Origin of the sequence: Mycolicibacter nonchromogenicus, assembly GCF_002101775.1 — a bacterium.
GTDB lineage: Bacteria > Actinomycetota > Actinomycetes > Mycobacteriales > Mycobacteriaceae > Mycobacterium > Mycobacterium nonchromogenicum.
In genome coordinates, this window is the sequence record NZ_LQPI01000036.1 from 23,066 (window position 1) to 36,829 (window position 13,764).

Annotated in this window: 15 protein-coding genes; 9 read left to right on the forward strand and 6 right to left on the reverse strand. The window is 68.1% G+C overall.

Annotation, left to right across the window (positions count from 1 at the left end):
- Position 1: 1 nt before the first annotated feature.
- From thyX to AWC18_RS07625, 3 genes are read left to right on the forward strand one after another with little or no spacing between them, the layout of a single operon-like run.
- Entirely contained in the window at positions 2-754 is a 753-nt protein-coding gene (gene thyX / locus AWC18_RS07615) for an FAD-dependent thymidylate synthase (protein ID WP_085138317.1), read from the forward strand.
- 31 nt (positions 755-785) lie between these two features.
- On the forward strand, positions 786-1,688 hold the full coding sequence (dapA, locus tag AWC18_RS07620; protein ID WP_064996266.1) for a 4-hydroxy-tetrahydrodipicolinate synthase: 903 nt from the start codon (positions 786-788) through the stop codon (positions 1,686-1,688).
- Between the two features lie 7 nt (positions 1,689-1,695).
- On the forward strand, positions 1,696-3,372 hold the full coding sequence (locus AWC18_RS07625; protein WP_085138318.1) for a ribonuclease J: 1,677 nt from the start codon (positions 1,696-1,698) through the stop codon (positions 3,370-3,372).
- Positions 3,373-3,521: 149 nt separating this feature from the next.
- Here AWC18_RS07625 and AWC18_RS07630 read toward each other — a convergent pair whose 3' ends face one another.
- Complete coding sequence (locus AWC18_RS07630) at positions 3,522-4,355, reverse strand: mycofactocin-coupled SDR family oxidoreductase (protein ID WP_064996264.1); 834 nt, start codon at positions 4,353-4,355, stop codon at positions 3,522-3,524.
- Positions 4,352-4,666 (reverse strand): putative quinol monooxygenase, encoded by a 315-nt coding sequence (locus AWC18_RS07635; RefSeq protein WP_064996263.1) that lies wholly within the window; start codon positions 4,664-4,666, stop codon positions 4,352-4,354. Before AWC18_RS07635 ends, AWC18_RS07630 begins: the two co-directional genes overlap by 4 nt.
- Positions 4,667-4,799: 133 nt before the next feature.
- Here AWC18_RS07635 and AWC18_RS07640 point away from each other — a divergent pair, with 133 nt between their 5' ends.
- The gene (locus tag AWC18_RS07640) at positions 4,800-7,388 is read left to right on the forward strand and encodes an FtsK/SpoIIIE family DNA translocase (protein WP_085138319.1); all 2,589 of its coding nucleotides are present in this window, start codon (positions 4,800-4,802) and stop codon (positions 7,386-7,388) included.
- A 31-nt stretch (positions 7,389-7,419) separates the two neighbouring features.
- Here AWC18_RS07640 and AWC18_RS07645 read toward each other — a convergent pair whose 3' ends face one another.
- Positions 7,420-8,778, reverse strand: coding sequence for a wax ester/triacylglycerol synthase family O-acyltransferase (locus tag AWC18_RS07645; protein WP_234806458.1), 1,359 nt, complete (start codon positions 8,776-8,778; stop codon positions 7,420-7,422).
- A 192-nt stretch (positions 8,779-8,970) separates the two neighbouring features.
- Between AWC18_RS07645 and AWC18_RS07650 the strand changes: the two genes are divergently transcribed.
- A complete protein-coding gene (locus tag AWC18_RS07650; protein WP_064996261.1) occupies positions 8,971-9,480 on the forward strand; it encodes a DUF421 domain-containing protein in 510 nt (169 codons plus the stop codon).
- Here the strand turns inward: AWC18_RS07650 and AWC18_RS07655 are convergent.
- Positions 9,477-10,001 (reverse strand): amino-acid N-acetyltransferase, encoded by a 525-nt coding sequence (locus tag AWC18_RS07655; protein WP_109560020.1) that lies wholly within the window; start codon positions 9,999-10,001, stop codon positions 9,477-9,479. The two genes, AWC18_RS07650 and AWC18_RS07655, sit on opposite strands and share 4 nt — an antisense overlap.
- A gap of 55 nt (positions 10,002-10,056) precedes the next feature.
- Here AWC18_RS07655 and pgsA point away from each other — a divergent pair, with 55 nt between their 5' ends.
- The 4 genes from pgsA (at position 10,057) to pspM (ending at position 12,868) form a co-directional block, all read left to right on the forward strand.
- A complete protein-coding gene (pgsA, locus tag AWC18_RS07660) occupies positions 10,057-10,653 on the forward strand; it encodes a CDP-diacylglycerol--glycerol-3-phosphate 3-phosphatidyltransferase (protein WP_085138320.1) in 597 nt (198 codons plus the stop codon).
- A 98-nt stretch (positions 10,654-10,751) separates the two neighbouring features.
- A complete protein-coding gene (clgR, locus tag AWC18_RS07665; RefSeq protein WP_064996258.1) occupies positions 10,752-11,102 on the forward strand; it encodes a transcriptional regulator ClgR in 351 nt (116 codons plus the stop codon).
- Between the two features lie 100 nt (positions 11,103-11,202).
- The gene (gene pspA / locus AWC18_RS07670) at positions 11,203-12,027 is read left to right on the forward strand and encodes a phage shock protein PspA (protein ID WP_064996257.1); all 825 of its coding nucleotides are present in this window, start codon (positions 11,203-11,205) and stop codon (positions 12,025-12,027) included.
- A 4-nt stretch (positions 12,028-12,031) separates the two neighbouring features.
- Entirely contained in the window at positions 12,032-12,868 is an 837-nt protein-coding gene (gene pspM / locus AWC18_RS07675; RefSeq protein ID WP_085138321.1) for a phage shock envelope stress response protein PspM, read from the forward strand.
- On the opposite strand, the gene AWC18_RS07680 is transcribed toward pspM, so the two are convergent.
- Together AWC18_RS07680 and AWC18_RS07685 are read right to left on the reverse strand one after the other, a co-directional pair.
- Positions 12,865-13,287: a DUF5313 domain-containing protein gene (locus tag AWC18_RS07680; protein WP_064996255.1), complete on the reverse strand. Its 423-nt coding sequence runs from the start codon at positions 13,285-13,287 to the stop codon at positions 12,865-12,867. The genes pspM and AWC18_RS07680 overlap by 4 nt on opposite strands.
- 10 nt (positions 13,288-13,297) lie before the next feature.
- Positions 13,298-13,744 carry a limonene-1,2-epoxide hydrolase family protein gene (locus AWC18_RS07685; RefSeq protein ID WP_064996315.1) on the reverse strand — a complete coding sequence of 149 codons (447 nt, stop codon included), beginning with the start codon at positions 13,742-13,744 and terminating at the stop codon, positions 13,298-13,300.
- Positions 13,745-13,764 lie beyond the last annotated feature (20 nt).

Consider the following 13,764-nt stretch of genomic DNA (forward strand, 5'->3'; position numbering starts at 1 on the left):
CGTGGCCGAGACGGCGCCGCTGCGCGTGCAACTGATTGCCAAGACCGACTTCATCGCACCGCCGGACGTGCCGTGGAGCACCGACGCCGACGGCGGCCCGGCGCTGGTCGAGTTCGCCGGGCGGGCCTGCTATCAGAGCTGGTCGAAACCCAACCCGCGAACCGCCACCAACGCCACCTACCTGAAGCACATCATCGACGTCGGGCACTTCTCGGTGCTGGAGCACGCCTCGGTGACCTTCTACATCACCGGTGTCTCCCGGTCGGCCACCCATGAGCTGATCCGGCACCGCCACTTCTCGTTCTCGCAGCTGTCGCAGCGCTACGTCCCGGAACCTGACTCACGGATCGTGCTACCGCCCGGCGTCGAGGACGACCCGGAGCTGCAGCGGATCCTGACCGAGTCCGCCGATGCCAGTCGCGCCGCCTACGCCGAGCTGCTGGCCCGCCTCGAGGCCAAGTTCGCCGATCAGCCCAATGCGACACTGCGCCGCAAGCAGGCCCGGCAGGCCGCCCGTGCCGTGCTGCCCAACGCCACCGAGACCCGCATCGTGGTGACGGGCAACTACCGGGCGTGGCGGCACTTCATCGCGATGCGGGCCAGTGAGCACGCCGATGTCGAGATTCGCCGGCTGGCCGTCGAGTGCCTGCGACAGCTTGCCGACGTGGCTCCGGCGGCGTTCGGCGATTTCGAGATCAGCACGCTGGCCGACGGCACCGAAGTCGCGACCAGCCCGCTCGCCACCGAGGTCTGAGCAACTCCGGGGGCCAGGTAATCTTGGGGCCGTGAGCAGCAGCGGATTCGACGCCAAGGCGCAGTTCGGCACCGTGCTGACCGCCATGGTGACCCCCTTCGGCGCGGACGGCTCGGTGGACACCGACGCCGCCGTGCGCCTGGCCAATCGCCTCATCGACGCTGGTTGCGACGGTTTGGTGATCTCGGGAACCACTGGCGAGTCGCCGACCACCGCGGACTACGAGAAGCTCACGCTGCTGCGCGCGGTGGTGGAGGCGGTCGGCGACCGGGCCCGCATCATCGCCGGCGCCGGCAGCAACGACACCGAGCACAGTGTGCGGTTGGCCGAGGCCTGCGCCGGGGTCGGCGCACACGGCCTGCTGGTGGTGACGCCGTATTACTCCCGGCCCTCCCAGGCCGGCCTGTTGGCGCACTTCACCGCTGTCGCCGACGCCAGCGCACTGCCGGTGATGCTCTATGACATCCCGGCCCGCTCGGTGGTGCCGATCGCGCCGGACACCATCTTCGAGTTGGCCGAGCACCCCAACATCGTCGCGATCAAGGACGCCAAGGGGGATCTGCACGCCGGAGCGCAGATCATGGCCGAGACCGGACTGGCCTACTACTCCGGCGATGACGCCCTCAACCTGCCCTGGCTGGCCATGGGCGCCACCGGCTTCGTCAGCGTCATCTCGCACTTCGCGGCCTCCCAGTTGCGCGACATGCTGGCCGCCTTCACGTCCGGCGACGTCGAGACGGCCCGCAAGATCAATGTCTCGATCGCCTCGCTGTCCAACGCGATGGGTCGCGTCGGCGGGGTGACCTTCGTCAAGGCGGGCCTGCGGTTGCAGGGTTTCGAGGCGGGCGACCCCCGGTTGCCGATGGTGCCGGCTACCGCCGCCGAAGTCGACGAACTTGCCATCGACATGCGCGCCGCGTCCGTTCTCGGGTGAGGCGCACGTGACTGAGGATCTTTCCCCGCCGGGCCCGCTGACCGAAGGCGGGCTGCGCGTCACCGCGCTCGGCGGCATCAGCGAAATCGGCCGCAACATGACCGTTTTCGAGCACCTCGGCCGGCTGCTGATCATCGACTGCGGCGTGCTGTTCCCAGGCCACGACGAGCCCGGCGTCGACCTGATCCTGCCGGACATCCGCCACATCGCCGACCGGCTCGGCGACGTTGAGGCGCTGGTGCTGACCCACGCCCACGAGGACCACATCGGTGCCATCCCGTTCCTGCTCAAGCTGCGGGCGGACATCCCGGTGGTCGGGTCGAAGTTCACCCTGGCGCTGGTCGCGGCCAAGTGCCGGGAACACCGAATCAAGCCGGTCTTCGTTCAGGTGGCAGAAGGTCAGCGCAGCACCCACGGAGTGTTCGAGTGCGAGTACTTCGCGGTGAACCACTCCATCCCGGATGCGCTGGCGATCGCGGTACACACCGGCGCGGGCACCGTCTTGCACACCGGCGACATCAAGCTCGACCAGTTGCCCCCGGACGGGCGCCCCACCGACCTGCCCGGCATGTCGCGCCTGGGCGACAAGGGCGTGGACCTGTTCCTGTGCGACTCGACCAATGCCGAGATCCCCGGGGTGGGCCCGAGCGAGAGCGAAGTCGGCCCCACCCTGCACCGGCTGATCCGCGGCGCCGAGGGCCGGGTGATCGTGGCCTGCTTCGCCTCGAATGTGGATCGGGTGCAGCAGATCGTCGATGCCGCGGTGGCATTGGGCCGCCGGGTCGCGTTCGTCGGCCGGTCGATGGTCCGCAACATGGGCATCGCCAAAGACCTGGGCTTTTTGCGGGTGGCGGACTCAGATCTGGTGGACATCGGGGCCGCTGAGATGATGCCGCCGGAGAAGGTGGTGCTGGTCACCACCGGTACCCAGGGCGAACCGTTGTCGGCGCTGTCGCGGATGTCGCGGGGCGAGCACCGGTCCATCACACTGACCGCCGGCGATCTGGTGGTGTTGTCGTCGTCGCTGATTCCGGGCAACGAAGAGGCCGTCTTCGGCGTGATGGACGCCCTGGCCAAGATCGGCGCCCGGGTGGTCACCAACGCCGCCGCCCGCGTGCATGTGTCCGGGCACGCCTACTCCGGCGAACTGCTGTTCCTCTACAACGGGATTCGGCCGCGCAATGTGATGCCGGTGCACGGCACCTGGCGGATGTTGCGGGCCAACGCCGCCCTGGCCGCACGGACCGGAGTGCCGGAGGAGTCGATCCTGCTGGCCGAGAACGGGGTCAGCGTCGATCTGGTTGCCGGGCAAGCCCGCATCGCCGGCGCGGTGCCGGTCGGCAAGATGTTCGTCGACGGGCTCGTCGACGGCGATGTCGGCGACGCGACACTGGGGGAGCGGTTGATCCTGTCCAGTGGATTCGTCGCGATAACGGTGGTGGTGCGCCGCGGGACCGGCAAGCCGGTGGCCCCGCCGCACCTGCATTCGCGGGGCTTCTCCGAAGACCCGAAGGCCTTGGAGCCGGCTGCCCGAAAGGTCGAGGCGGAGCTGGAATCCCTTGTCGCAGAACAGGTCACCGATCCGGTCCGGATCGCTCAGGCAGTACGGCGCACGGTGGGCAAGTGGGTAGGCGAGGTCTACCGGCGTCAGCCGATGATCGTTCCGACGGTGATCGAGGTCTGAGCCTTCCCTGGCGCGACCAGACACGAAAGCCCCCGAAACTGGGTGTTTTTAGGGGCTTTCACGTCTGCTCGCGGTGGAAAAGTCACATCTTCTCGGCGTACACCGACCATTTCATAGGCCGTCTGAGCCACCGGGTTGCGTGCCGCGGGCTACCTCTTGTTGATGAACCCGGCGTCGACGGGCAACGTGATGCCGGTGATGTAGCGGGCCGCATCGGATACCAGCCACGCCACCGCATTGGCGATGTCCTCCGCTTCCAGCACCGCCACCGGCAGCGCATTGCCCATATCCGGCGGCGCGCCCGTCGCGGCGGTGAGCTCAGCCAGCCAACCCCGCACGTAGTCGTTGTTGATCATCGGGGTGTCCACCCCGGCCGGGTGCACCGAGTTCACCCGGATGCTGTGCGGCGCCAGTAGATTCGCGTAGACGCGCATCAGTCCGACCAGCCCGTGCTTGGCCGCGGTGTAACCGATGGCCCCGGCGTCGTGGCTGCCGATCCCGGCCAGGCCCGCGGCCGAACTGATCAGCACGATCGACCCTCCGTCGCCCTGGTCGATCATCGTCGGTATCGCCGCTTCGATGGTGTGGTAGGCCCCGGTCAGGTTGACATCGATGACGTCCTGCCAGCCGTCGGCGGCGGCCATCGGTGCGATGCCGGCATTGGCCACCACGATGTCGATCCGGCCCAGCTCGCGCAGACCGGCCTGCACCGCGGCGCCCAGCGCCGCCTGATCGCGCACGTCGGCCCGGTGGGCCACGATGCGCGCACCGGTGCGTTCGACCAATTCGACGGTCGTCGCCAAGTCCTCGGCGCCGGCCAGCGGATAGGGCACGCTGTCGATCTGTTCGCACAGGTCGACAGCGATGATGTCGGCGCCGTCGGCGGCCAAGCGCAGGGCATGGGCCCGGCCCTGGCCGCGGGCCGCGCCGGTGATCAGCGCGACCTTCCCGCGCTGGGCCCCGTCGGACGGTCGGGCCGTCACGGCCGCAGTTGGCCCTTAGCCGGGTCGCCGGCGGGGACAGCGTTGAGCAGCTTGATCTCGGGTGCGCCGGCCAGGTGCTCGCCGAGGCTGCCGAACAGCTCGCCGGAGGCCGGCGACGTCGAGTGTGCCTTGAGCGCCTCGTGGTCGGCCCACTGCTCGATGAAGACGAAGGAGCCGTCGGCTTCGTGCAGGGAGTACAGCTGGCAGCCCGGTTCTTCGTGGACCTGCGCCACCGCCTTGGTGCAGATTTCGCGGACGGTTTCGACCGATTCCGGCTTGACGGCGAAGGTGGCGATGACGACCACGGGCATGTGCGACTCCTTGGCAGGTAGGGGATTCACCGGTCACCCTACCCAGCGCTGCGCCGGACGTGCGGCAAACCCGTCCCACGGGGCCCGTGTGGCTTATGGTGCAGATGGGGTAGTTGCGACTAGGATTGCCGATATGGCTGGTAAGACCGCTAGTAGGGCCCCCGCGCGTTCCGGCACCCGGACTACCAGGGCTAAAGCCGGTTCTAAGGCGGCTCCCAAGGGGGGACCGCGCAACGCTCGGCCTCGCCCGGCAGCCAAGCCACGTCGGTCCGCGCGACAGCATTCGGGCCCGGTGGCGCTCGGGATGGCCTGCGGACGGCTCGCCCGCGCGACCTGGCTGATGGTCGCCAAGGGCGCCGGCAGCGCGGCACGCTCGGTGGGCCGGGCCCACGACATCGACCCGGGCCACCGCCGGGACGGCATCGCGCTGGCCCTGCTGGGATTTGCCGTGGTCACGGCCGCGAGTTGCTGGCTGGATGCCGCCCGTCCTGTCGGCGCCTGGATCGACACCGGTCTGCGCACCGTGGTCGGCGGGGCCGTGGTGCTGCTGCCCATCCTTGCCGCCGCCGGCGCGGTGTTGTTGATGCGCACCGAACCCGACCCGGAGAACCGTCCCCGGCTGGTCCTCGGATCGGCCATGATCGCGCTGCCCATTCTGGGCCTGTGGCATCTGTGGTCGGGCTCGCCGCAGACTCCCGACGGCCGCCTGTACGGCGCCGGCTTCGTGGGATTCGCGATCGGCGGGCCGCTGGCCGACGGACTCACCGCGTGGATCGCCGCGCCGTTGTTGTGCATCGGAGTGCTGTTCGGCGTGTTGTTGCTGACCGGGACCACCCTGCGGGAGGCGCCCGAGACCTTACGAACGTTGTTCCGCGGCGAGTACGACGACGGCTACTACGACGACGAGTACGACGGTTACGACGACTACGACGATTCGGACTACGACCAGGACTACGGCGACCAGGGCCACGGCGGCGTCGAAGACGATTCCTACGGCTCCACCGGCGTCAGCGCCCAGGCCGGCGGCACCAGCCGGTTCGGCGCGCTCGAGTCGGACCTCGCCGACGACACCCCGGACTGGCAGTCGCGCACCCCGCTGGACAACTACCCGCTCGATGAAGAGCCCGCCGCGGCGCCCCCGCCGGTCAAGCCCGCACGCCGCAAGGCGTCCAAGGCGGCCAAGCCCGCCGACACCGTCGTCCTGGACCGGGTGGTGGAGGGTCCCTACACGCTGCCCCCGCTGAGCCTGCTGGTCGCCGGGGATCCACCCAAGCGACGCACCGCCGCCAACGACCAGATGGCCGACGCGATCACCTCGGTGCTGGAGCAGTTCAAGGTCGACGCCGCCGTCACCGGCTGTACTCGCGGACCCACCGTCACCCGCTACGAGGTGGAACTGGGCCCCGGGGTGAAGGTCGAGAAGATCACCGCCCTGCAGCGCAACATCGCCTATGCGGTCGCCACCGAGAGCGTGCGGATGCTTGCCCCGATCCCGGGCAAGTCCGCCGTCGGCATCGAGGTGCCCAACACCGACCGTGAACTGGTGCGGCTGGCTGACGTGTTGACCGCCCCGTCGACCCGCGGCGACCACCACCCGCTGGTGATCGGGCTGGGCAAGGACATCGAAGGCGACTTCATCTCCGCCAACCTGGCCAAGATGCCGCACCTGCTGGTGGCGGGGTCCACCGGTTCGGGCAAGTCCAGCTTCGTCAACTCGATGCTGGTGTCCCTGTTGGCCCGCGCCACCCCCGAAGAGGTCAGGATGATCCTGATCGACCCGAAGATGGTGGAACTCACGCCGTACGAAGGCATCCCGCACCTGATCACGCCGATCATCACCGAACCCAAGAAGGCCGCCGCGGCGCTGGCCTGGTTGGTGGAGGAGATGGAGCAGCGCTACCAGGACATGAAGGCGTCCCGGGTGCGCCACATCAACGACTTCAACGACAAGGTCCGCTCCGGGGAGATCACCACGCCGCTGGGCAGCGAACGGGTCTACCGGCCCTACCCGTACATCCTCGCGGTCGTCGACGAGTTGGCCGACCTGATGATGACCGCGCCCCGCGACGTCGAGGACGCGATCGTGCGGATCACCCAGAAGGCCCGTGCCGCCGGCATCCACCTGGTGCTGGCCACCCAGCGGCCGTCGGTGGACGTCGTCACCGGCCTGATCAAGACCAACGTGCCGTCCCGACTGGCGTTCGCCACGTCCTCGCTCACCGATTCCCGGGTCATCCTGGATCAGCCGGGCGCCGAGAAGCTGATCGGCATGGGCGACGGGCTGTTCCTGCCGATGGGCGCCAACAAGCCGATCCGGCTGCAGGGCGCCTACATCTCCGACGAGGAGATCCAGGCCGTGGTCAGCGCCTGCAAGGACCAGGCCGAGCCCGAGTACACCGAGGGCGTGACCGCCGTGAAGCCCAGCGGCGATCGCGGCGACGTCGACCCCGACATCGGCGACGACATGGACGTCTTCCTGCAGGCTGTCGAACTGGTGGTGTCCAGCCAGTTCGGTTCCACCTCGATGTTGCAGCGCAAGCTGCGGGTGGGATTCGCCAAGGCCGGCCGGTTGATGGACCTGATGGAGACCCGCAGCATCGTCGGTCCCTCCGAGGGCTCCAAAGCCCGACAGGTGCTGGTCAAGCCCGACGAACTGGCCGCGACGCTGATGGCCATCCGCGGTGGCGGCCCCGACGACGACGGCGGCGGCGACGAGTTCTAGACGAGTTCTAGACGAGTTCTAGGCGCCGCCGCTACGCGCTGTGCACCAGAGCCAGACCATGCCAGTCGCGCAGCGGCCGGCGGCGTTTGCTGCGCGCGACCAGCCGGGCGACCGCGGCCTCCAAGCCGCGGGCCAGTTCGTCCACCGCGGCGAACTCGAAGTCGGCCAGCACTCCGATGAACAGTTCCCCGGCGTAGCTGAGGACCGACACACCGGTGCGCAGCTGCATGGCGATCGGCGGCACCGGCAGCACCGCAACCACATCGCATCCCATGATCTGCAACGGCTCTGACGGGCCGGGCACAGTGGTCGCCAACGCCGCCACGCCCCGCTGACGGAGTTGTCCGAGCAACCGCGCCGCCCAGGCCGACCACGCGACCGGCAGCAATCCCGCGGCCGACATGACTGCGCGTCCGGCGTCGCGCTGCCCGGATTTGGCCTCCGCCAGCCGGGAACGCACAGCCAGCAGCCGTTTCACCGGGTTGGACTCCTCGATCGGCAGCCGCGGCAACAGCAACGAAGCCCGGTCATCGGGGCGTGCCGGTGCATCCGCGGTCACGGGAGATCCCGGCACCAGGGTGCGCAGCGAATCGGGTTGGGGAACTTGACCACGACGGATCATGAAGTCGCGGTAGCTCTCGGTCAGCGCCGCCAGGACCACGTCATCGACGGTCACGTCGAAGACCCGACAGACCTGCTGGATATCGGCGAGCGGCACGCGGGCCGCGCTGTAGCGGCGGCGGCTGGTGATCGGACCGTTCAGCGCCGACGCGCCCGGTTGCAGCAAGCCGGTCGCGAGTTCCACGACACCGCGCAGGGCATCGATCCAATGCAGCGGGTTGAGGTCCACGGCGAGCCGGCCGTGCGGCGGCTGTGGTACTTCGTGTGGCGCAGCGGCGTGGGCCGCCAGCTGGGCGAATCCGTTGTCGGACAAGCCGGTCAGCATGTGTGCGGCCGCGGTGCCGTCGGCGATGCAGTGGTGGACCTTCATCAGCAGGGCCCACCGGTCGCCGCTGAGCCCGCTGATCACCCAGATCTCCCATAGCGGGCGGTCGCGATCCAGCCGCCAGGACATCACATCGGCGACCAGTGCGTGCAGCTCGGCGTCTGAGCCGGGGGAGGGCGCTGCGACCCGGCCGATGTGATGGGCCACGTCGAAGTGCGGGTCGTCCACCCATTCGGGTGCGCTCAGGGTCAAAGCGTGGCGCACCAGTCGCTGCCCGAACCTCGGGCATCCGCGCAGGCGTTCGGCGAGTGTTCTCTGCAGCGAGGCCTGGTCGGGAACCGGACCGTCGAGAACGGCCAGTGTCCCGGTGGCCATGCTGACGTTGTGGTCGGAATCCTCGACGCCCAGGAAACCGGCGTCCAGAGGGGTCAGGTGCTCGGCCACGGCTACCTCCAGTTGTCTGCAACTGTCAGTACCACTATCTCCTGTCCGGGTGGCATGCGGCAGGGCCGGAAGTCCCCAGTTCGGCCACCGGGAAACGTGCCCGACACGCGCCCGACACGCACAGGATACGGACCGGATACGGACCGGGAACCAGCGGTTTTCCAAACCGGGATAAGCGCGTAATCTCGCCACGTGGAGTGGGCCGGACTTTTCGCATTCGATACGCCGCCATCGGAGATTTTCATCCGGGGAACCGTGGTCTATATCGCGATCTATGCGCTGCTGCGGGTGGTGCTGAAACGCGAGGCGGGTACCAACGGAATCACCGATCTGATCGTCGTGGTGTTGATCGCCGACGCGGCGCAGAACGGCATGGCCGGTAGCTATCACTCGATCAGCGACGGTGTTCTGCTGGTGGGCGTGATCATCGGCTGGTCATACCTGCTGAACTGGGCGGGGCATCGTTGGCCGGCGGTGGCGCGGATCCTGCGGCCGGGGCCGTTGTTGGTGATCCACGAGGGCCAATTCCTCTACGCCAATATGCGCAAAGAGATGATCACCGAGGAGCAGGTCCGCGAGCAGGCGCGCAAGCAGGGAATCGCCGACCTGTCCGTGGTCCGGGAGGGCCGGATGGAATCCGACGGACAGTTCAGCTTTCTCGTCGGCGCGGTTCGCCGATCACGCGACCTGATCGTCGATTAGAGGATCAGCAACATCCTGGTGTTGCCCAATGTATTGGGCTTGACGTAGCTCAGATCCAAGAATTCGGCCACGCCGACGTCGTAGGAGCGTTGCATCTCCTCGAACACCTCGGCGGTCACCGGCGTTCCCTCGATCTCGGTGAAGCCGTGCCGGGCGAAGAACTCGGTCTCGAAGGTCAGCACGAACAGTCGCTCCAACTCCAATTCCCGCGCGACCTGCAGCAGGCGGTCGACGATGGCGTGTCCGATACCGCGACCGGTCAGGCGGGGGTCCACTGCGATGGTGCGCACCTCACCGAGGTCTGACCACAACACATGCAGGGCGCCACAGCCCACCACCTGGTGGTCGGCGTCTTCGGCAACCCAGAATTCCTGGACCGCCTCATACAGCGTCACCAGGTTCTTTTCCAGCAGGATCTTGCCGGCGTAGACGTCCACCAGCTTCTTGATCGCCGGGACGTCCGAGGTGCGGGCGCGCCGGACCACGGGCTGCCCGGCCGGTTGCTCCGCCGCAACATTCACAGCTGCACAGTATCGGTTTCTCGTTTCGGGGCAGGCAACAGATATTCTGACCTCCGTGTCGGGACAGCCAAAAACCGGTCCAACGGTGACGCATGTCCCCGTACTCAATCTTGCGAACGCGCTGACCGTCGTGCGGATGGGGCTGGTCCCCGTCTTCCTGCTGGCGCTGTTCGCCGAGGACGGCCACGATCCGAAGGCCCGCGTCGTGGCGTTCGTCATCTTCGCCGTGGCCATCATCACCGACCGACTTGACGGCACCCTGGCGCGCAATTACGGCATGGTGACCGAATTCGGGACACTGGCCGACCCGATCGCCGACAAGGCGCTGATCGGCGCGGCGCTGATCGGCCTGTCGATGCTGGGCGATCTGTGGTGGTGGGTGACGGTGCTGATTCTGGCCCGCGAAATCGGAATCACCCTGCTGAGGTTCGCGGTGCTGCACCGCGGGGTGATCCCGGCCAGCCGGGGCGGCAAACTCAAGACCCTGGTACAGGCGGTCGGCATCGGGCTGCTCATCCTGCCGCTGTCCGGCCCCTGGTTGGTGACGGCCTGGACGGTGATGACCGCGGCAGTGATCTTGACGGTGCTGACGGGCGTCGACTACGTCGTTTCGGCGGTCACCGACCTGCGCGGTGGCCCGGTTCGCACCTGATCCGAATCGCGCCGCCGAATCCGGGAACCCTTTGGGGCATCGCGTGCGTTGACCTTGGTGACTGTCGGTTTCCAAGGTTGAACCAAGGGGAGTGCACGATGACGACATTGCTGCGGGAGTCGGTGGGCGAGGTGCTGCGCCAAGCCCGGACCGCCCAGGGCCGCACGCTGCGCGAGGTTTCGGATGCGGCGCGGGTCAGTCTCGGCTACCTCTCGGAAGTCGAACGGGGCCGCAAGGAAGCCTCGAGCGAGCTGCTCAACGCGATCTGCGCGGCGTTGCAGATTCCGTTGTCCTCGGTTCTCTTCGACGCCGGAACCCGGCTGGAGCAGGCCGAGCGGGCCCAACTGAGTGCGCGGACCGCCCACAGCGGTGCGGTCACCCGCATTGACGTCGGCACCAAGGTCGTGATCCCGCCGATTCGGACGCTGGCATCGGTAGCCTCGGCATGACGCGCCCGGGCTGAAGACCCACCCGATACCCGCTGACCCGATAAATTGATCACCGGTGGTAGCGCGACAACACTGGAACCCAAGCAGACGGAGCTGACTGATGGCCAACCCGTTCGTCAAGGCGTGGAAGTACTTGATGGCGCTGTTCAACTCGAAGATCGACGAGCACGCCGATCCCAAGGTGCAGATCCAGCAGGCGATCGAAGAGGCGCAGCGTCAGCACCAGGCCCTGACCCAGCAGGCCGCGCAGGTGATCGGCAATCAGCGGCAGTTGGAGATGCGGCTCAACCGGCAACTCGCCGACATTGAGAAGCTCCAGGTCAATGTGCGCCAGGCTCTGACGCTGGCCGACCAGGCCGTGGCCGCCGGAGACGCCGCGAAGGCCACCGAGTACAACAACGCCGCGGAGGCGTTCGCGGCTCAGCTGGTCACCGCCGAACAGAACGTGGAAGACCTCAAGACCCTGCACGATCAGGCGCTGTCGGCGGCGATGCAGGCCAAGAAGGCCGTGGAGCAGAACGCCATGGTGTTGCAGCAGAAGATCGCCGAGCGAACCAAGCTGCTCAGCCAGCTCGAGCAGGCCAAGATGCAGGAACAGGTCAGCGCCTCGCTGCGTTCGATGAGCGAGATCGCCGCTCCGGGCACCACGCCGAGCCTCGACGAGGTGCGCGACAAGATCGAACGGCGCTATGCCAACGCGATCGGGGCAGCTGAGCTGGCGCAGGGCTCGGTACAGGGCCGAATGCTCGAGGTTGAGCAGGCCGGTGTGCAGATGGCCGGACACTCCCGCCTGGAGCAGATCCGGGCATCCATGCGGGGCGAGTCCCTACCTGCCGGTGGCGCTACCAACGCCCCCGGCCAGGCCACCCCGGCAAGCCCGCCGCCATCGGCCAACCCCACTCCCGAGAATCCGCTGGGGCGGTAGTCCGGTGGCCGCGACACTGACGGGCAGCGCGCGGCATCCCCTGCTGCAGCGTGCCGTTGACCGAGCCAGCGAGGTCGCTGACCTGCTCGCCGACAAGCTCGGCGCCATCGCCGACCCGAGGGCCAGGATGCTGCGCAAGCGCCGGTGGGCGTTGCGCCTGGGCCTGTTCTTCACTGCCACGTGCGGATTCTGGACCCTGGTGACCGCCGTGCTGGCGTCCTGGTCGACGCCGGTGTGGGTGTTGCTGATCACCGGGCTGGTGGCCGCAGGCGCGGCTGCCCCGGCGACGTTGTTGCTGATGCGCTATCGCTGGCTGCGCGCGGCGCCGCTGCCGGCCGCGCGCACCACCGCGGTGCGGCGCCTGCCACCGCCCGGGTCGGCGGCTCGGCCGGCGATGTACGCGCTGGGTGCCTCCGAGCGGGGGATGGTCTCGCTGCTGGCCGTACTCGAGCGGGGCCGGCTGCTGCCCGCCGATGAGATCAGCGAACTGACGGCCGCGGTCAACCGCGCCGCGTCGACCATGGCGGCCACCGCCGCCGAGGTGGTGTCCATGGAGCGTGCCGTGCAGACCAGCGCCCAGTCGCGCCAATACCTGGTGCCCACCATCAACGCGTTCACCGCACAGCTCAGCGCCGGTGTTCGCCAGTACAACGAGATGGTCACCGCCGCAGCGCAACTGGTGGCAGTGGCCAACGCCGGCTCGACGACGCCGGCCGGCGATCCGGCGAATTCCCCGATGTCCCAGCGGCGCTACCGCGAAGAACTGGCAGGTGCCACCGAAAAGATGCTGGGCTGGGCGCAGGCCTTCGACGAACTGGCCGAGTTGCCCCGGGTCGTCTAAATGTCGTCGCTGCGCTGATCCACCGATTCCGGCCGGGGACCGTAGCGTTCCTCGTAGGCCCGGTGAATGTGGGCCTCACGTGCGCGCTTGCGTGCGTTGGCGAGGTCGGGGTCCAGGCCGTGCATCCGCAACATGTGCGTGCGCCACACCTTGTTGAGCGCGTGCGCGAACAGAATCACCATGAACCAGATCGGAAACGTCATGGTGAAGTGCGTCATGAAGTCCGCCGGCAAGAACCAGAACGGGATCAGGATCAGCGTCGTCGGCACGACGGCGCGCATGATCATCCGGATGGTGGCCCCCCGACCCGCCAGGTCATTGCGGACCCAGTCCAGCAGCTCGGGCGGCAGGGGGCGCCCGTAGCAGTACCGGAGGTATTGGATCGGGTTCGGGCGGGCGGGCTTAGGACTTTGACGCACGGCGCAGACTCTAAAGCGTCGGCCGCAGCGCCGGGAACACGGTGGCCGCCACCGCGCGCAGCGTCGCCTTGAACATGTCCAGGAAGTCGAAGTAGTCGCGCCACAGCGTGATACGGCCGTGGTGCACCTCGAAGACGCCGCACACCCAGAACTGCAGGCGCAGCGGTCCGAACGTCAGGACATCGGTGCGTTCGGTGAGCACCGCCGGGCCCTCGGCGGCGATCCGGTGGATCTTCACGTCGAAGGCCCCACGGCCGGCCAACCGCCGGAACACCTTGATGGTGGCGCTGCGGCCGTAGATGGTCGGCAGCCCGACGTTTTGGTACACCACGTCCTCGGCGAGTGCCGCCGCCGCGGTGTCGAGGTCTTCGTCGCGCAGGGCATCGAGGAAGGTCTCGACGATGCCGATGTTGGTGGCGGACTCAACAGCGCTCGGCTGGCCAGTCAGTTCGGTCATGCCTGCCACCCTAAGCCTGC

Coding starts and splice junctions, on each gene's coding strand:
- AWC18_RS07635 (WP_064996263.1), bottom strand. CDS start 4,666: ATGCCCGTGGTCGTCATCGCCACCTTCGCCGTCAAGCCGGAATCGGTC.
- AWC18_RS07640 (WP_085138319.1), top strand. CDS start 4,800: ATGGCTGGTAAGACCGCTAGTAGGGCCCCCGCGCGTTCCGGCACCCGG.
- clgR (WP_064996258.1), top strand. CDS start 10,752: ATGACGACATTGCTGCGGGAGTCGGTGGGCGAGGTGCTGCGCCAAGCC.
- pspA (WP_064996257.1), top strand. CDS start 11,203: ATGGCCAACCCGTTCGTCAAGGCGTGGAAGTACTTGATGGCGCTGTTC.
- AWC18_RS07685 (WP_064996315.1), bottom strand. CDS start 13,744: ATGACCGAACTGACTGGCCAGCCGAGCGCTGTTGAGTCCGCCACCAAC.